The organism is Leptospira weilii (genome assembly GCF_006874765.1).
Classification (GTDB): Bacteria; Spirochaetota; Leptospiria; order Leptospirales; family Leptospiraceae; genus Leptospira; species Leptospira weilii.
In genome coordinates, this window is the sequence record NZ_CP040840.1 from 2,212,149 (window position 1) to 2,230,142 (window position 17,994).

General features: G+C 40.9%; 14 protein-coding genes. 5 read left to right on the plus strand and 9 right to left on the minus strand.

Annotation, left to right across the window (positions count from 1 at the left end; translation table 11 throughout):
* Positions 1-46 precede the first annotated feature (46 nt).
* The 6 genes from FHG67_RS10565 to FHG67_RS10590 all read right to left on the minus strand — a co-directional run bounded on the left by FHG67_RS10565 (position 47) and on the right by FHG67_RS10590 (position 6,714).
* A complete protein-coding gene (locus tag FHG67_RS10565) occupies positions 47-355 on the minus strand; it encodes a helix-turn-helix transcriptional regulator (protein ID WP_004498303.1) in 309 nt (102 codons plus the stop codon).
* A gap of 664 nt (positions 356-1,019) precedes the next feature.
* Positions 1,020-2,153: a glycosyltransferase family 2 protein gene (locus FHG67_RS10570; RefSeq protein WP_004500480.1), complete on the minus strand. Its 1,134-nt coding sequence runs from the start codon at positions 2,151-2,153 to the stop codon at positions 1,020-1,022.
* 18 nt (positions 2,154-2,171) lie between these two features.
* Positions 2,172-3,638, minus strand: a complete 1,467-nt coding sequence (locus tag FHG67_RS10575; protein WP_061230861.1) for a glycosyltransferase family 39 protein — start codon at positions 3,636-3,638, stop codon at positions 2,172-2,174.
* Positions 3,639-3,641: 3 nt separating this feature from the next.
* Positions 3,642-5,132: an FAD-binding oxidoreductase gene (locus tag FHG67_RS10580; RefSeq protein ID WP_004502152.1), complete on the minus strand. Its 1,491-nt coding sequence runs from the start codon at positions 5,130-5,132 to the stop codon at positions 3,642-3,644.
* A gap of 30 nt (positions 5,133-5,162) precedes the next feature.
* Positions 5,163-5,903, minus strand: coding sequence for an SDR family NAD(P)-dependent oxidoreductase (locus FHG67_RS10585; RefSeq protein ID WP_004498317.1), 741 nt, complete (start codon positions 5,901-5,903; stop codon positions 5,163-5,165).
* Between the two features lie 43 nt (positions 5,904-5,946).
* Positions 5,947-6,714, minus strand: coding sequence for an arginyltransferase (locus tag FHG67_RS10590; protein WP_004502139.1), 768 nt, complete (start codon positions 6,712-6,714; stop codon positions 5,947-5,949).
* 122 nt (positions 6,715-6,836) lie between these two features.
* Here FHG67_RS10590 and FHG67_RS10595 point away from each other — a divergent pair, with 122 nt between their 5' ends.
* The 5 genes from FHG67_RS10595 (at position 6,837) to FHG67_RS10615 (ending at position 11,711) form a co-directional block, all read left to right on the plus strand.
* Positions 6,837-7,154 carry a hypothetical protein gene (locus FHG67_RS10595; protein ID WP_004500430.1) on the plus strand — a complete coding sequence of 106 codons (318 nt, stop codon included), beginning with the start codon at positions 6,837-6,839 and terminating at the stop codon, positions 7,152-7,154.
* On the plus strand, positions 7,151-7,540 hold the full coding sequence (locus FHG67_RS10600; protein ID WP_004498318.1) for a ribonuclease HI family protein: 390 nt from the start codon (positions 7,151-7,153) through the stop codon (positions 7,538-7,540). The genes FHG67_RS10595 and FHG67_RS10600 overlap by 4 nt, the downstream gene beginning before the upstream one ends.
* 58 nt (positions 7,541-7,598) lie before the next feature.
* Positions 7,599-7,907 (plus strand): hypothetical protein, encoded by a 309-nt coding sequence (locus FHG67_RS10605; protein WP_232423669.1) that lies wholly within the window; start codon positions 7,599-7,601, stop codon positions 7,905-7,907.
* Complete coding sequence (locus FHG67_RS10610) at positions 7,900-9,198, plus strand: CCA tRNA nucleotidyltransferase (RefSeq protein WP_004500436.1); 1,299 nt, start codon at positions 7,900-7,902, stop codon at positions 9,196-9,198. The genes FHG67_RS10605 and FHG67_RS10610 overlap by 8 nt, the downstream gene beginning before the upstream one ends.
* A gap of 854 nt (positions 9,199-10,052) precedes the next feature.
* A complete protein-coding gene (locus FHG67_RS10615; RefSeq protein ID WP_004500455.1) occupies positions 10,053-11,711 on the plus strand; it encodes an outer membrane beta-barrel protein in 1,659 nt (552 codons plus the stop codon).
* Positions 11,712-12,491: 780 nt separating this feature from the next.
* Here the strand turns inward: FHG67_RS10615 and FHG67_RS10620 are convergent.
* The 3 genes from FHG67_RS10620 to FHG67_RS10630 all read right to left on the minus strand — a co-directional run bounded on the left by FHG67_RS10620 (position 12,492) and on the right by FHG67_RS10630 (position 17,941).
* Complete coding sequence (locus FHG67_RS10620; protein WP_004500486.1) at positions 12,492-14,132, minus strand: LA_3751/LA_3752 family putative glycosyltransferase; 1,641 nt, start codon at positions 14,130-14,132, stop codon at positions 12,492-12,494.
* A gap of 6 nt (positions 14,133-14,138) precedes the next feature.
* Entirely contained in the window at positions 14,139-16,130 is a 1,992-nt protein-coding gene (locus FHG67_RS10625) for an O-antigen ligase family protein (protein ID WP_142499777.1), read from the minus strand.
* Between the two features lie 110 nt (positions 16,131-16,240).
* Positions 16,241-17,941 (minus strand): hypothetical protein, encoded by a 1,701-nt coding sequence (locus FHG67_RS10630; RefSeq protein WP_142499778.1) that lies wholly within the window; start codon positions 17,939-17,941, stop codon positions 16,241-16,243.
* Between the last annotated feature and the right edge of the window lie 53 nt (positions 17,942-17,994).

Sequence of the window (17,994 nt, forward strand, 5' to 3'; positions counted from 1 at the left end):
CATTACGAAGAAAAATAAATCATTTCTTTACGACGAGAACGTAGATTTAGAACTTAGGGCGCTTTTTTTTGCGCTTACTACTGGCCGCTTTGAGAGTTTTAGATCTTTTATCGGAACCTTCCGGCTTTTCATCAAATTGAAAGTAAAACTCGAAGGATTTACCGAGAATTTTATAGATTCTCCAGAATTCGATAACGTCGAGTCGCCTTTCACCGGATTCGATTTTCGAAATATAAGACTGAGGTTCACCCAAACGTTTTGCAATCTCAAGCTGGGTGAGGTCTGCGTTTTTTCTGGCAGCGATTAGATTTTTGCAAAAAATCTTCGCTTCGCGTGAATGAAGGGACTTAAACAAAACGCAGTAATTCTACATCCTGGAACGGAATATACCAAAATGGGATATTTTCATGACAAACATACGGGTGTTATACTGGATTTACGAATTTGGATTTTTTTAGAAACTTTTAAGATTATAGAATGGTGCAATTGTAAATTTGGAATTTTATAGGATGGATTTCAATTTACTAAATCGAAAAGCAATTTGTAATTCGGTTTAAAAAGTCAATCCTACCGAAAGTTCAAGTTTTTGCTTTCAGTATAAAATTCAATTCGAATTTGAAAGAAACGAAGGCCGGTTCTTAAAATTCGGTACAATAGTATTTGTTCTTTGTCTTCGAAGATGCGGGAGCTTTTTGTTTTTAAAGAGGTCTCTCCGATTTAGAGAATGTGAGACTTGTGCAGTCTATCAGTGAAAGGGAAATTTCAATCTACACCGAAAAAAAAATCAGGCATTTGTGTTCTAACTATGAGTTATTTAGCCTGATATGAATTCAAAGTTGTCAAGTTCTCCGATGAGACACCGGGCGCAAATGGGTCGGGCATGGGAAAGTTGATTTCGGCTTCGAAACGTTTTCACGAATGCCTCGGATACGAACTATCCCATTGCGCTTTCGATCCGATACTTATCTTATAAATCGGTTTATTTTTTGGAATAACGCCAACATCATCGAATGAATTTATTATGTTCTTTTTAATAAGTGCGCCGTAATCGTTTGTCCGATTAAATTCAGGATTTGAACGCTTAGAAAACTGATCATCAAAATTTCTTTTTCCAAATCGAGAACTTGAAAGGAATTTTTCCACCAGCGAAACAAGATGAACGCGAAAAGTAAAACTACGAATAAAATCATTCTCGCCGAATACCAGAAAAGAAGATCCTCGGATAGGAGATTTAATCTGGAATAAAAACTTAACTCGGGTGTTTTACGAGCCGCGAGAAACAAACCGATTGCCCAGATCGTCTGTCCGAATGTTGCTACCAAAAGGAAAACGGTGAGAGAATGGATCCCGAAGATATGGAAAGGACCGATCGCAACAATTCCCGTAAAATAACCCAAGATCGTAAACGCCCAGCCGATCCAAAAAAGCATAAAACCAGTATAATAAAAAAGCTGTTGAGAATGGATGAGAATCTGCAGAAGATGTCTCATTCCGTCTCTCCAAGTTCTCAAATGAGGAACTCTTCCCTCTACGTCCGGATACAAACTGATCGGGACATGGGAAAGTTTGACTCCGCTTCGAAGCGCTTTCACAAGCATCTCGGAAGCGAATTCCATTCCGGTACTTTCAACCTCCCATTCCAGATATTTTTTTTTCAAAAAGCACCGAAAACCGGAGTTCGCATCTTTGACACGATTTCCTTTTTTGGAATATAATAAATTAATGATCCAGTTGATGACCGGAGTTCCCAGATAACGATGTAAAAAAGGCATTGCTCCTTTGTGAATGGATCCATCCAGACGGGAACCGATTACAAACTCCGCGCCTTTTTCCATCTCAGCAAGAAGCGCGGGAGATTCCAGGAAGTCGTAAGTGTCGTCCGCGTCCGCAAACAAAACGATTTCCCCGCTTGCATTTGTGATTCCGAAATTGAGCGCGGCTCCGTATCCTCTTTCTTTGCAATGAACCACTTTCGCGCCGTATTTTTTAGCGATCGATACGGATTTATCTTCGCTTCCGTTGTCGGAGACTAAAATTTCCACGTTGTATTGTTTCAGTTCTTTTTTGAGCCGAACGAGTTTTTCCAAAACGAGAGGAAGGGTTTTTTCCTCGTTCAAACAGGGGATGACGTAGGTGACGTTTTTTTTCTTCATAATTTCAGGTTTAGAGAATTATCTTTTACGAATGGTAATGACTCTCATTCCGTAGAACAACCGATCTTTTCGATCGAATGTTTTTTGTGTGAATAACGAATCCGTATCTTCCGAGTTCAAATATTTCCAAGAAGTTTCCAAGATCACTAGATTCTTTCTTGCCGGATCGTGAACGAAAAGATCAACCTCTTTCTTCGTATAAGTCTTCGGAATTACTCCCTCAATTTTTGCCGTTTTTAAGAAATATTCCATGTTGTACACATGAGAAGAACAGAGAAGAGTAAATTCTCCGGGGCGATCCTGAACCGTAGAGATGATGTATTGGGAGCTTTCCCTCCACTGTTCCTTAAAGGGTTTGTAGTAAGATCGGGTAAAATAATAAAGGGAAACGACGGAGATTAGAATTAGAATCGATTCGAGTCTTTTTCCTTTGTAGATCGGGAATAGGGAAAAACCGGTAGTGATCAAAAAATACAAAGTAGGGGCGGTGACTAAAAGATTTCTGGCCGTAATCAAGGGTTGAATCAGAGAAAGAATCCCAAGGACGACGGAAAAAATCAGCAAGATCATTCCGAGTAAAATCACGGATCTTTTATGATTTGGTTCCAAAAAAACGGTCTTCGTTTGATTCTTCGGAAAATAAAGGGAAGCAAAACCCGCGAGTAAGGCTAAGGAGGCCACAATTCCAGGAATAAATTTTTTTAGAATTCCGGAATGAAAGATCAAATCGAAAAAAACGAGAAACGCGGTTAAACCCGCCTCCGGAATCCACGAAGCGATTCCGATCTTATCCGAATTGAACAATAGATAAAGAGCCGGAACAAATAAAATTCCGAATAAGATCCCGAAAAAGAATTCCACTTTGGGAAATTTTTTCGTAAAAATCCACTTCGTTATAAAAATTCCGAGAAAAACGGAAGCGGACCAGATGAATCCGAAAAAATGAGTATAAGACGCTAATAAAGAAATTCCTAATAAACTCCAGTATGTACGGAGATGGTTTTCGTAGACGGATTTTAAAAGAATTGCAAGTTGGATCGTGCTGAACAAAACCAAAAGACTATAAGATCTGAGTTCCTGGGAATAATAAATGAGCCCCGTAGATAAACTTAGGAAGGCCACGACGGAAATTTTGATTCTTCCATTTAAGTCACGCGGCGAAAGAACGTAAAACGAGAGAGGAACAAGTACACCCGCGATCGCACTAAGCAATCTTCCGGCAAAAACCGTAGGTTGAAGGAGTTGAAACCAGAAATACAAGAGTGTTTGATACAACGGTGGATGCGGATCGTTCTTCATCCAATTCCAAAGATTGTCGAATGAAGTCTCAGAAGAGGCCCGGATTGAAAAAAGTTCGTCTTCCCAGGGGCTTTGCAGATCTAAACGAAAGAATCGAAAAAATGCGCCTAATCCTAGCAGGAATAAGAAAACCTTCAGATCTTTATTCCTTTTGGTTTCTACTAAAAACGCGTTCAATCGGCTCATAGATCACCAGATTCCCATAATTCTTCTGTAGAGATCGGTTTCCAAAATCCCTTTCGGGTCGAATTTTCTTTTCAAAGAATGAAACGTTTCCAGATTTTTTTTCGGAAACGCTCTTTGAACGGTTTCCGGTCTGAGAGTGCTGTCTTTGGCGAAATAAAATTTTCCTCCGAACTTCAACACAATTTCGTCTAACTCGCCCGCAAGCTCCCAAAGTTTTTTTCTATTTCCGAAAGTCACGGGAAAATCCATAGCCATCGAATAACCGTCCAATGCGTGTGTGAGAAGAAAAGGATCTGGTTTATGTTTTTTGAATACGGCAAGCCAAGTAACGATTCCCCGCTTCTGGCAGATCTTTAAAATTTCAGAAAAAGCATCCACCGCATTCTCCTTGGGAATGAAACTCTGGTATTGAATCATGGAACCCGGCTTATACATGAACTTCCAATTTGGAACGTAATCCAATAAAAACGCATATTCCGCGTGACCTTGAAGATACGGTTTGTTCTCCGTCAAATAACCGGAAACGAATTTCGCAAAATTGACGAGTCTCATTCCCAAGTTATTAGCAAAGGGAATCATAAACAACCACATCCAAGACTTAGGGATAATTCCGAGAAATGTGCTTGGTAAATTCTGTCTTTCTAATTTACAATTTTCGGGAAAGTCCGGATCTTCTCCTTTCTTCAAATGCACCGCTTTGTGGATCTGCCCTCTTCCAAGAGAATTTCCGGATGCGAATGCGTCGACCCAACCTACGAGATAATCCGCGCTTTTATATTCCCTTTCGAAGTAGTCGAACATATCTTGCAGATTTTTGCTGACCACGGGCCATACCTTCATTTTTCCCGCGTAGATGTTTTTCAGTCGGATCGTTACGTTCAAAAAAACTCCGAGCATTCCAAAGCCGGAGATTGCGGCAAAAAAAAGTTCCTGATTTTTTTTACGGGAACAGACGAAGACCTTTCCGTTCGGAATCATAAACGTAAATTCAAGAACGTGATCGCCGATCGAACCCGCCGCAAAATTATTCTTTCCATGGATGTTCATCGATAAGGCGCCGCCTAAAGTGGGAAACATCGTTCCGCTTACGACAGGAGGCCAATAACCTTTTTCGATTCCGAATTCCCAAAGTTGTTTGATCGTAACCCCGGATTCCGCTTTAACGATTCCCGTTTTTGAATCGAATTCCAAAATTCGATTGTACTTGGAAATATCAATCACCGCTCCCTTGGTATTTGTGGCCGCGTCTCCGTAGCTGCAACCTCCTCCCCGAAGCGTCAACTTCAACCCCTTATTGTTCGCATAAGAGAAAAGATCCCTAAAGTCTTCTTCCTTTTCCGGAAAGAAGACGGGCGAAAGCGAATAATGGTTCATCCCCCAAGTCTCCACTTTACTCGGAGACGGAAGGGTGATTTCAATCGGAGACTTTTTTGCCGCTTTCGAAGTTTTTGCAGATGTTTTCTTTTTCGGAGAAGCTTTGGATGCCCTTGCCATAGTATTACCCTTTGATCGATTCAGGTTCGTTCAAATAGAAAGACGTTTGAAGAGAAAAGATGGAATCAAACGGATAATCAAACCCACGAGTCCCCAACGGGCCGGAACATAGACGCATTCTTTACCGGAGTCGGCCGCTTTGACGATGATAGTCGCCGCTTCTTTCGCGGAGATAAGCCAGAAAAGACCTTTCATGCCCCGGGTCATGGCAGTATCGATAAAGCCCGGTTTTACGGTGAGAACTTGAACGCCTAACATCGAAAGACGATTTCGAAGAGCTTCTAGATACGTGTTCATTCCCGCTTTGGAAGTATTGTAAACTGGATTGCCTCTTCTTCCACGGTCTCCTGCGATCGAAGAGATCCCGATAATCTTCCCGCTTTTTTGTTTTTGAAAAAGAACCGCCGCGGGATTGAGCCATGCCACACAACCCAGAAGATTTGTATTTAACATGGCGATGTCTTTTTTGACATCGAACTCATCCGGTTTAATATCGTACATAATTCCGGAAGCGTAATAAATTTCGTCGATACCTTTCATGGATTTGACCGCTTTTTGAAACGCGGAGTCGACCTGATCAAAGTTGGTGACGTCTTGTTTGATAACGAATGCGTTTGTTTTACCGGGCGAATTAAACGAAGCCGCGATCGCTTTCAGTTCCTTATCACGACGGGCTACGAGAGTGACCGTATGTCCTTGCTCCAAGAGGAGAATCGCTAATTCTTTTCCGATGCCGCTAGATGCGCCGACAACGACGATTTTTTTTGCCATATTCATCCGTTCTATGAAAAGAAACGGAACTGACAAGTATGATTTACCAGGAAAAATCGGTGTATTTTTTTTGGAATTCCTCGAAGCCGATCCAATCATTCGTACCAAGATCGCGAATTTCCGAGGGAGCCCAATACTTTTTATAGTCCATATCCGGATGTCCCGGAAGAAAATAACCGAGGTGATAGTATTTCATTCCCAGTTCTTTTGCGTAAAGGATGGAATAAAGAATCGCAAAGCTTCCCAGGCTACGGTCCGGATAATCCGGATCGTAGACCGAATATACTGCGGAAAGAGAATCGGATGCGGAGTCCAAGATCATAAAGCCGAGAACTTTTTCATCTAAGCTAAGAGTCATCTCTAAAGAATTTTCCGGATACCCGAAAAGATTCCAACGCATCCCTTCCAAAAGTTCCCGATCCGATTCTCCGATTACAAAATTTTGATAACGGGATCTTTGATAACGTAGGTAGAGAATTTCTTTCTCTGCGGTCAAACTGGGAGATCCGAAACGAATCAGAAGATCCGAATTCTTTTTTAAAAGTCTCTTCCGATTTCGACTGGGAACAAATTGATTTAAAGGAACCCGATAACTCAGACATTCGCGGCAATCGTTACAAGAGGTACGATAGAGAACGTTTCCGGTTCTTCGAAAGCCGGAATCGAAAAAAAACTGTAAGTTATTCTTTTCGATCTTTCCTTGAAATGGAAGATATTGAATCTGGCTCAAACGATCCGGATAGTAAGAACAGCTTCTCTCCGGACTGATTGGAAGAGAATTCACAAAGTTTTGGAGTTCATGCCGGATCATCTAAAGAGATGATGACAAACCGTGCCGGACTGTAAAGTTTTTTAGGGAAAACTCGACGAAAGAGGCGGTTGTTTTCAGTATGGCTTTTAATACGAATTACCTACAAGATTCGGAATTTTCAGATGCATAACCTCTTTACGAACTTCGAAGTAAAAAAACGTGGCCTTCGTATCGCCTTATTTTTTACGATCCTCAGTCTGATTTGTTTTTTGATCGAAAACACAATTCTTCAATTCATTCTCTTAGGACTCGGATTGGTTTCTTTCGTGTTCACTTTGATTCGACCGGATGCTTTTTATTCTTTTACGAACTGCGTTTTGGAATTCGTTTTGGTTTTTTTAAGTGGAATCGTAAAAGTCGGCTTATTACTTATCTATCTGATCGTCTGCAAACCGATTCGGTTTGCGATCGGTCTTTTTCCCGGGGAAAAAAAATCTTGATCTCCATTTTTTGCGACGGAGCATCCAAGGGAAATCCGGGACCTTCCTCGATTGGAATCGTGGCGTATAAAGACGACAAGGAAGAATTCAGAATCTCCGAACGTATCGGAGAAACCACCAACAACGTGGCGGAATGGGCCTCTCTCAAAAAGGGTTTGGAGGAGTGTATTCGAAGGAAGTTCGATACCATTCATGTGTATATGGACTCGGAGCTTGTGGTGAGGCAGGTCGGCGGAAAGTATAAGGTGAAACATCCCAATCTCCTGGAGTACAAAAAGGAAGTGGACAAACTTGTTTCTTCCTTACAGAATTTTCAAATCACCCATGTCCCTCGTGAAAAAAATTCGGTCGCTGATAAGCTCGCAAACGAAGCCTTTCAAAAATAAGAGCCAATTATTTTCTTTTTTGTGTAGAATTCCGTTCTGCGTCCTTTTGTTTTATGCGATGTTGAATTGCGGCCGATCTTTGAAGGACAAGCTGACCGTTCTTCAAAAAGAAGAAAGGTTCGAAGAAATGCTTCTACTTTGTCTTTCCGAAAAGGAAACGCAAGATACAAAGGAACTCTGTCATCTCGCTATGGAAAAGACGGAGGAGGGAATCGATAGAATTCTGTCCGAAAAAACGGAACTCCCTTACAGTCAAATTACGGTGGATCCGGAATGGAAAAAGAAAATCGATATCATTCTTGAAAATAACCGAACTCTCAAAAATCGATACGGGAATCTCTGGAAAAAAATGATTCAAAATGACTAACGTGAATCTGGACGAACTTATCAAAAAAATTCCCGAAAACTTTCGGGAAGATATAATCCGGATAACACAAACCATCCGTAAAGAAGGCGGAGAATGTTATCTGATCGGCGGATCCGTGCGCGATTTGTTGCTTTCAAAAAAACCGGATGAATTCGATTTGACCACTTCTTTGTTGCCCGAAAAAATTCTTACCTTGTTCAAAAGAACGGTCCCTACGGGGATCAAACACGGTACGGTTACCGTTCTGATACAAGACCGTTCTTACGAGATCACCACCTTCCGAAAGGACGTGGACTATGTGGACGGAAGAAGACCGGAAGCCGTTGAATTCGGAGTTTCGTTAAGCGAGGATTTAAAACGAAGAGATTTTACGATGAATGCTTTGGCCTTAGAGTTGGAAACGAAACGTCTGATCGACGAGCATTCGGGGCTCGAGGACATTCAAAACAGAATCATTCGAACGATCGGAGATCCGATCGAAAGATTTGTCGAAGACGGTCTTCGCCCGATTCGCGCGATTCGTTTTGTAAGTAGTCTCGGTTTCACTCTGGAGTCGGAAACCGCAAAGGCGATTGTTCAGTGTAGAAACGTAACCGCAAAGATTTCCAAAGAAAGGGTTCACGACGAATTAAACAAAACCCTCAAAAGCGAAAATCCGGCTCCCTCCTTGAGATTACTCAAGGAATTTCAAATCTTGGAATTATTTACGAATCTCAAATTGTATCCGACGGAAAATACGAACGTAGAGAAAAAAATTCAGGAAGTTCCCGTGTTCCCTTCGAGTCTTAGGCTTTCTTTTTTACACGCTTGGCTGTTCGGAAGTTTTCAAGATAGAAATTCGGCAAAACAGTTTATGAAAGATCTCCGATATTCCAATCAAAACACGAAGGATTCCCTATTTTTTTCGGATATGCTTTCTACGATGCTGAATCGGAAAGATGACGTATCTTTGACCGACGCGGAGATTCGAAAGATCGTTTTACATCCGATCTGTGTGTATGCAGGAAGAGAAAATCTAAGAATTTTGACAGAATATATTCTTAATCTTGCATATACTTACGAACCCATTCTCAAGGATGTTTTCGATTTTCAGAGAATTCTGGATTTGGCCGAACGGTCTCAAGCTCTTCTTGTGACCGAATTGGCGCTACGGGGAGACGATATCCTCAAGGCTTGTCCGAATCTTCCTCCTAAAGAAATAGGATCCGTACTTGAAAAACTTCTGTTTCATGTTCTGGAAAATCCGGACAAAAACCGAAAGGATTTCCTTTTTTCTCTTCTTTCCAAGTAGTTATTCTTGTTCCCGCATTCGAATCGGATGAGTTCTTTCGAGTAGGTATATTCGAGTTTGTAGTTTTTAACGTGAGTTTGGCGGTTGAAAATGAGAAAGAATTTTCTAAAAGTAAGAGTTCCTACTTTTAGAATTTGTTCGTAAAATCGCGATTTGTTGTAGTTCCCACATTTTACTGATCCCTATAAAATAACGTGAATCGGTATAACAAAATGCGAAAGCGATTATTATGTTGCGATCCGTAGAGCCGTAACCTTAAATTAAAAAGGCTTTTGGGATGATAAGGATCAAAAACTGATATTTTTCAAGTGTTCCGACAAGAATGATACTTTTTACTTGCAAAAAGTATCATTTTCTGATAGAGAAAAATCTCCCGAGTCTTTCCGCCTCCAGGCTCAATGATTTGCTCCCTACGGGTCGCTCATCACCCCACCACCCAAAATCAGGGTGGGGCCGATCGTTTTACAGAGGATTTGTCGGAATTCCGACAGATTTATCTTCGGATCCAAGTATTTGTGTGGGGTTGGTTATGTTAGAGCAACACTTTAGTTTCTTATTCATCCAAACTTTCTTACGCCGAACTCACGTTAAGATAAGAGGTCGCAACGTCTAAAAAATTTCGCACTGCGTTTTAAAGTCTCATAAAAATCAAAAATTCTACGAGAAATCGAATTTCTTTATGTATAAAAATTAGGCATATAATTTAAAAAATGGAATTCAGTGAAAAGTATATTCTATTTTATGGGCATCATATGTATTCTTAATAAAGAAAATATGCTTATTTTTTGGCCATGTGACTGATTTGAAGCATTGGCATACATTTTGCATAGTAGAAGCATAGGAGATTTAGAAGAATGGTGAGAATAAAAACAATAAACCTTATTGCTTCTGTTTTCTGCTTCTTGGTTTTTTCTCAGGTTTTTGCTCAGGCCGGAAAAAAATCAGGAGCGGATGCTTCCGTCGTTCCGGCGCCTGCTTCCCAAACGGTGGAACAAGAAGATAAGAAATGGTATGATCAAGTTGAATTTTCCGGGTTCGCTGATGTGTATTACATGTACAACCTCAACCCAAAACAGGGAGGAGACATTGATGCGACCCGTGCTTTCGAAACAAGCAACAAGAATTTTGCGGTCAACGCGGTAGCTCTTACGATCCAGAAGGCTGCTGAAAAAAGTTCTCCTTGGGGTTTTAGGATCGATCTCCAAAACGGTCAGAACAACGCATTTCAAGAAGCTCCTTATTCTCAAAGCAATAGCATTTACAATTACAACATGCTCAAACAGGCATACTTAAGTTTGTATTTCCCCGTTTTAAAAGGAATGACCTTGGATGCCGGGAAGATGGCCACCCATATCGGTTACGAGGTTCTTGAATCTATGAGCAATCCGAATTACTCGATAGGCGCGATTTTCCAGAATACCATTCCCTTTATTCATACCGGCGTTCGTCTGACCACTCAGTTTACGGAGAAATGGGCGGGAACCTTTTATCTCTACAACAGTGGCGGCGGTACCGGTTATAATTCTCCTGCGACTACGACCACCGCTCCATTGAATGTGATTACGGATCCGACTTACAGCGGTAATGCGGCGGGAAAAAGCTACTTTGTGGAAGGCCAGACCGAAAGAAAAGCGATCGGAACTCAGCTCAAAGGTCAGTTGATTGAAGACAGACTTTCCGTTACTTGGAACACTCTCTATTCCAGCGACGGAGCTTACGCTCGCGTCGATCCTTCCAAAGCGGCTATGGCTACGGAACTGGCGAACATTTCGGGAGATCCGAACATGGGAATGTACAATACCGCCAATCCTAGGAGAGCGAAATACAACAAAGACTATTGGTTCATGAACCACGCGATTCTTTCCATCACTCCTTCGGACAGAGTTACGATCGACTTGGATTACACTTGGAGTGAAAAATCCGGAGCGCTTGCAAACAATAACTTGGATCAGAAACGTTATAATGTGGACGCAACAGGAGCGGAAGTTTTCAACAAAGACACTCTTTTTTGGGGGTTGAACAACAAACGCGATTCTAAAACCGCTTACAAAGCTTACGGTATTTTTGCGAAGTTTAAAATCAACGAAGCTTGGGGTGTGAACGTTCGCGTGGAATACATAGACGATAAACACAACAACGGCGCTTTAACTACTTTCAATCCTTTTATGGGACCGAACACTTACGTCAGCGCATATAAAAAAGCCGCGGATCTTGCGATCGCGGACGCGGTGGCGACGGCTTTTGCGGCGGACTCTAATTTAGGATCCTTAGGAATTACCAAAGAGCAAATTCTCGAAGTGATGAGCGACGATTACAAAAACTACGCAGGAGTCAGAAACGCGGGGCAATACAAAACTTTCACCGTTACTCCCGTTTGGAATTTTACCGAAAATCTACTGATCAAACTCGATCTCCGAAGAGATTGGGCGACCGGCAAACAATTTGTGGATCAAAAGGGCGAAAAAACGGACCATCAATACGGTATGACTTTGGGAGCTGTCGCGAAGTTCTAAAATTGGAATTAAAGACTCCTGCATTAACGTGAGTTCGGCGTAAGAAAATGAGAAAGCGATTCTATGTTGTGACCTGGCTGCCGATCCATAGAGAGGCAGCCGCTGAGTTATGCCGATCCATAGAGAGGCAGCCGCTGAGTTATGCCGATCCATAGAGAGCCGTTTCGCTGAGTTAACGCGATTCTTAGAGAGCCCGTAACCAACCCTACAAATTAAGGAGGCTTTTGGGATAATAAGGATCAAAAACTGATATATTTCAAGTGTTCCGACAAGAATCCCACTTTCTACTTGCAAAAAGTATGATTTTCTGATAGAGAAAAATCTCCCGAGCCTTTCCGCCTCCCGCCCTATTTCGCGCCCCATAGAAAGCGAAATAGAGTTTATTTTCCCTGCCACCCAAAAATCAGGGTGGGGCCGATCGTTTTACAGAGGATTTGTCGGAATTCCGACAGATTTATCTTCGGATCCAAGTATTTGTGGGGTTGGTTATGTTAGAGAGCAACACTTTAGTTTCTTATTCGCCCAAACTTTCTTACGACCCTGCTCACACGTTTACATTAGAGTTGTTGAAAAATTAATTTCTCTATCCGTTTCCGCTTCATTGAAATGGATGTTTGAAGCGGTTTTGTTAATCTGAATCACGGAATTTTTCAACAACTCTATTCAAAAGCGCTTTTTAAAAAAGAGCGCCCTTCTTTTAAAAAGAAAACGATTCCAATACGATTGGACGAGAATAAACGGTTTCTCGAACGATTCGACGGAGAAATGATTCCAGAATATTCAAAATTTTGAATTCTTTTTCAGTTCGTAGGTTCTTAGGGAGAAATTCAGGATTTTCTTTCGGTCTTTTTCTCTATAGTAACGATTCGGATCCGGAAAACGAACCGCGATTTTTTCTTTAAATTGTTTCTCGGGAAGATTCGGGTCTCGGGGAGGTTCCGACTCATATTCTAAGATAGAATACGAGTCGACTTGGTTCTTTTTTAAAATCTGTTCCAATTGAGTCGCGTCTTTTTCCGTATTTACCGTGAAATGGATGGAATTTAAGTAAGAAAAACCGATTAAGTAATTCGTAAACTGTCCTTTGTGAACGATGATTCTCTTGGATTGGAATTCGTTTTGTATTTGCAAATAAGGTGCGATCGATCCGAATAAAATCTTAAAACCTTCTCTCGTGAATTTGTAATTATAATATAAACTCAAAGAAGCCAGCAAAATCAAAATTTTTCCGATATTTGGAAATTCGATACTCTTTCGGTACAAAAAGACAAAAATTCCGGCGGATAAAAAAATAAAACCGGATTCCAAATAACGGAGCCCGAAGTGATGAACTCCTGCCGTATAAGGGCTGAAAAAGGAAATTGAGAAGAGAGTTCCAATTCCCACAAGGCCGAGAATCGACTCGCCGGAAAGTTCTTTCTTACGAATCAGATCGGAAAAAATACCGAAGATTAAAATCGCGTAAGGAGATGCCTTTAGGAATCCGGATTTGGTTGTATCGCCCAAAAGATATCCTTGAAGAATTACGATCTGTTTTCCGATGGAAAACTGACTCATCGCGTCCTGTGAGCTGACAAGAAAACGAATTCCCATCGGATGGCCGGAATAAAATAAATTCAAGACGCCTATCAATCCGAAAGAAAGGACTCCGCCAAGAACCGAAAAGACCAAATATTCTTTAAGATTGTTTCTCGTTTTTTTGGAAAAAAAGGCGAGAAAACCGAATAAGAATACGGGAAATGCAGATTCGGTTCTTAGAAAGAATGTGGTTAGCGCCAAAAAACCGGAAACAAATGAGAATATTCTAAAATTCGAATTTAGATTTTCGTTTTGAACCGTAATTTTGTCCGCAAAAAGGGAACGAATCAAAAAATATCCGAAAGACAATAAAAGAAAATTATTGAGAGGAACCTCCGAAAACTCAACGGAGGATAGAGCCGGAAAACTGAGAGTGAAGGGAACTAAGGCGCCGATCAAAACGACCCAGGCTTTATCGATGAATAAGGAAAGAATTTTATCGAAAATCAAAAGACACCCGAGCAGACAGAGAAGAGGCACCAATGTAATGATTTTTGCTCCGAAAAAATATGCCGGAATTCCATTTAAAAGCGCAAATAGAGGAGGATATTGAAAGAGACATTTTCGATTCTCGTTTCCTTTCAAAAAGGCCCAGGGATAGTCGAAAGGAAAATACCTAAATTCGGGATCGTAAACCTTTCCAGGATAGAAACATTCCGATTTCGTGATCGCCTTGAGTCCTTTTTCGAAGAACATTATGGTTTGGTAATACTTAATCTCGGAGTCGCTGGAAACGAACGGAACTTTATTGTCGAGTTTCAAACGATTAAAGATCAGGAATAATACTACGAGTAGGTAGATGAAATAGCGAGAATAGGGAGAGGAAATCAATCGATTGAACATACTTGTTTATTCCGTAAAAATGATATGGAACGGATCCGTTTTTTTCCCTTCTTCCAATTCTTTTCGGATATCTAAATTCGGATCCTTTTTTTTAAGAACATCGACTTTTTCTTTCCAACAAACGGAAGAATACGGATTTTTTCGGACGCAGCGATCTAAGAAGGATTCCATCAAATCCGAATGGCCCGGACTTTTACGAAGAATTAGGGACGCCAGGACTAAATTTTCTTCGGAACGGATCCAGATTTGATTGTTAGTGATTTCTTCGATCGGATGAGAAAACTTTTTACGGTTTCCGGAAACTTTTTTTTCTTTGTATATTAGAAAATTATCAAATTCTATTTCGTCTTGAATGGAGGCTATGATCAGATTTCTGAGTCTTTGTTCCCAGACCAACTGAAAAGAAAGATATCCCAAAAGAACCAGTGAGACTGCGTAAACGGCCTTAAACGAACTGTTCTGACGAAACGTTCCCATCGTAGAACTGGATCGGGTTCGAATCAAAGATAATGCAAGCACTACCGGGACGAAGAAATGTTGTTCCCCCAAATTGTAATCGAAGAACTCGTGAACAGCCACAAACACAAGAACTCCTGAAATGAATATCCCTATATCGAAAATCTTCTTACTTTTGGAAACTAACATTCGATAGGAGAGAAGAGAAAGATAAAGGGTGATCCAAAGAAAAAAGAGGGAACCTAAAATTCCGAGACTCGTAAACGTTTCCACGTAGAGATTATGAGCTTGCGGATAGGATCTGAAAGAATGCAGAAATTTATAAAAATCGTCGTAGCCGATTTTTTCTGAATGCGCTCCGGGCAGATGAGCCAAAAGAGAATCCGCATCCAATCCAATTCCGAAGATCGGAGAATTTTGAAGCACCGATTGAAAGTGGAAGTTCCACAGGGAAAATCGAATGAGAAGTGTTTTTGGATCGAAATACTGGGAAGCGGCTTCTTGGGGAAAGAAAAACACGCTTACGACCGAAAATAGAACGATTAGACAGAATGCCGGAATGAAAATCCGAAAGAAAACTTTCCTTTTACTCCAACGGAAAAGAAAAATACAAAGGATAGCGAGGCCAAAAGCCAATAAACTTGCGCGCGAATGATTGAAGTACGTAAGATAAATTGCAATGAGACCTCCCGGAATTAAAAACCAGGAATACCGGCCATATTGGGACGCTGTGTAAAAGGCGACTAACGCGGAAAATGCGGATATCACCGCGATCGACGACACGGGGAAACCCGCGTAGGTAAGCAAAAGAGAAGGTTGCAAAAAATCAAAGGGCCAGATCGTGTGAACCGCGGAGAACAAGTTTACGGTATTCAAAAGAAGATTTGAGGAAAGGATCAAAAGAAGTCCTTTTTTAATAAACAGACTCGGATAAGAAGAAAGCAAAAAGAAAATCAGAATTCCTGAAAACAAAAGACAAAGTTGCAAGAGGGCCGCTTGGGATTTGTAGGAAAGTAAGGACGAAATCAGTAGCACAAAAAAGGAAATGGAAACGATGACATACAATTTACGAAGCCGAATTTTTTTCGGAGTAAGATAAAATAAGGAAGCGGCTACGAAGAGTAAAAGCGGAACCGATTTGATGCTTGAAAAAAGAGGGGGGGAGCATGCAAACGCAACGGTGTGAACGAATAGGAAGATCGGATGGACGTTTTTAAGGAATAAATAAATCGCAAGACACAAAGCCGCTACATAGAGAAGTTTTAAATTTAACTTTTGGGAAAAGTAGACGACCGGAGCCCGGTTGATTCCGTTGACCGTAGAAAGTCCGATTAATAATAGACAGGCCAAAAGGAAAAGAGGATGAACTCTGAGTTTCTTTTTCCGAAACGAAATTCCTAATGAGACAAACCAAACAAAAAAACTAAATACCACCGAATCTCTGGAAAGAGAGGGATTCGAAGGATCGAAAAAAAACAACAAAGCGAGAGAAAAAGTAAGTACTACAAGTGGAATCGTTTTTAAGTTGAGAAGCAGACTCATTTATTTTTTATTTGGTTTTGTAAATGATAAATAAATGCAGGGTGTCTTCGCTACCCAATTTTAGCAATCAAGATTCTTCCGACAGAAAGAGAGACCCGTTTTGAAAAAAATTATAAATTTTTTAGATACCATTCCCGCCTATTTTTATCTTCTCCGTTTCGAAAGTAATAAGAATCGAATTCGGAAAATTTTTTCTTTCGGAGAATCGGATCCAGTTTTTTATATTTGTGTTTGTAGGCGTCCAAATACGATTCGAAATCCACCGCTCGAAACGAAGGAATTTTAAGAAGTTCTTTCATTACGGAAGGTGAATACGTTAGAATCCTCCAAGGTGTGGAAAAATCTCCCGTGAGAAATTCGTCGTACTCCGTTTTGGTCGGAAGTCCGTTCGAATAGAGAAGAAGATGCACGTTTCTATCTCGAAGATACTGCAACGGAACGGGTTTTCCATGGCCGACTCTTTCTCGATTTTCAAATTCCATCCTTGCGATTACCGGATCGGTGAGACCCGCTTCTGTTTCGATTGCCAAAATCGGATTTAAGTAGTAAATCAAAATACATTCCGAACCGGTAAAGGCGACTCGAACTTTGGAATTTTCAAAATGTTCTTTCCAGGGAAGAATCCGATTTCGGATTCGTTCCACCGATTCCCTTTTGTAGATTTGATTTTCGTCTGCGATTCCGGACACGATCGGTAGCGGAAGTCCTTTGTAAATATCCCAGCGTAATAGAATCAAAATCGGAATCGAATAAAACGCCACATTCAGGATTTTTTTCCTTTTAGAAAGAGATTCTCGGAGGGAAAGAATTTCCTGTTCCGTCCAGACGAAAACGATAGGAAGAATCGGAAGATAAAATCGGGAGAACATAAAATCCCCTCCGATCCAGGTGTAATAACCCGAATAAAGAATCGGAAACAAAACGAGTAAAATCCAACGAAAGTTCTTTTTTTCCTGAGTGAGAGAGAAATGTTTTCGGATCGTTTGAAAGAAAGAAAAGAAAATCAATCCGACGATCGGGATCATTCCGTAGTACATCGTTAAGAAGGAGCCGAGATAAACGAGACCTTGTAGAAGATTGACGCCTCCTCCCGACTTCGCGTAAAAAGTGTTAGGAAGTAGATTTCCATAATATTCCAATTTCCAAATATAAAAAAAGACGGGGGATAAATAGGCGATACAAAGAATTCCAAAGGAAGGTTTTATAAGTATTGAACGTACGTTGTTTGATCTTACTTCTTGGAAGAATTGTAGGACGAGATAAATTCCGACGAGTACGTGGAATAAAAGACCGTCCGGTCGGTTAAGACAGCTCAGTGAGGAAAAAACGATTCCGGTCAGTATACTGTAAAAGGAGACTGTTCTGGAATTTGTTAGATAATAAGAAGCGGCTAAGAATAGAAATCCGTGCAATGAGGTTTCCAATCCTCCGGTGGCGAAAACCCGATTGTGGTGGAGTAAGACGAAGCAGGAAAGCGCAAATGGAAATTCCGTTTTTGAGAATTCCTTTCGAAAAAAAACCAGATAGAGACAGGTTCCGAGAAAAGAGAGAATTCCCAAAAAGTAACTCGCGTTTACGGGATCGATATAATCGGAAAGATGGAACGGAACAAATAGAATCGTCCAAAGAAAATTGGTATAACCCTCCACGAATTCCCCTTCGTTAAAGACTAATCCTTTTCCGTCGGCAAAATTCTTGGCATACCGTAAACTAATAAACGCGTCATCCGAAATCCAACGCATCCGATAAGCGGAAATAATGCCGAATAAAATCGACAGAATCGTAAAGATGAAATAAAAGATACGTTTCAAAATTGAATTCCTTTTCCCATAAGTAATGTACGTTGTTTTTTTACGGTTAGTGG

Excerpts from the sequence above, each read along its gene's own strand:
- FHG67_RS10570 (WP_004500480.1), bottom strand. The coding sequence starts at position 2,153 with ATGAAGAAAAAAAACGTCACCTACGTCATCCCCTGTTTGAACGAGGAA.
- FHG67_RS10575 (WP_061230861.1), bottom strand. The coding sequence starts at position 3,638 with ATGAGCCGATTGAACGCGTTTTTAGTAGAAACCAAAAGGAATAAAGAT.
- FHG67_RS10580 (WP_004502152.1), bottom strand. The coding sequence starts at position 5,132 with ATGGCAAGGGCATCCAAAGCTTCTCCGAAAAAGAAAACATCTGCAAAA.
- FHG67_RS10585 (WP_004498317.1), bottom strand. The coding sequence starts at position 5,903 with ATGGCAAAAAAAATCGTCGTTGTCGGCGCATCTAGCGGCATCGGAAAA.
- FHG67_RS10590 (WP_004502139.1), bottom strand. The coding sequence starts at position 6,714 with ATGATCCGGCATGAACTCCAAAACTTTGTGAATTCTCTTCCAATCAGT.
- FHG67_RS10595 (WP_004500430.1), top strand. The coding sequence starts at position 6,837 with ATGCATAACCTCTTTACGAACTTCGAAGTAAAAAAACGTGGCCTTCGT.
- FHG67_RS10605 (WP_232423669.1), top strand. The coding sequence starts at position 7,599 with ATGTTGAATTGCGGCCGATCTTTGAAGGACAAGCTGACCGTTCTTCAA.
- FHG67_RS10610 (WP_004500436.1), top strand. The coding sequence starts at position 7,900 with ATGACTAACGTGAATCTGGACGAACTTATCAAAAAAATTCCCGAAAAC.
- FHG67_RS10615 (WP_004500455.1), top strand. The coding sequence starts at position 10,053 with ATGGTGAGAATAAAAACAATAAACCTTATTGCTTCTGTTTTCTGCTTC.
- FHG67_RS10620 (WP_004500486.1), bottom strand. The coding sequence starts at position 14,132 with ATGTTCAATCGATTGATTTCCTCTCCCTATTCTCGCTATTTCATCTAC.
- FHG67_RS10625 (WP_142499777.1), bottom strand. The coding sequence starts at position 16,130 with ATGAGTCTGCTTCTCAACTTAAAAACGATTCCACTTGTAGTACTTACT.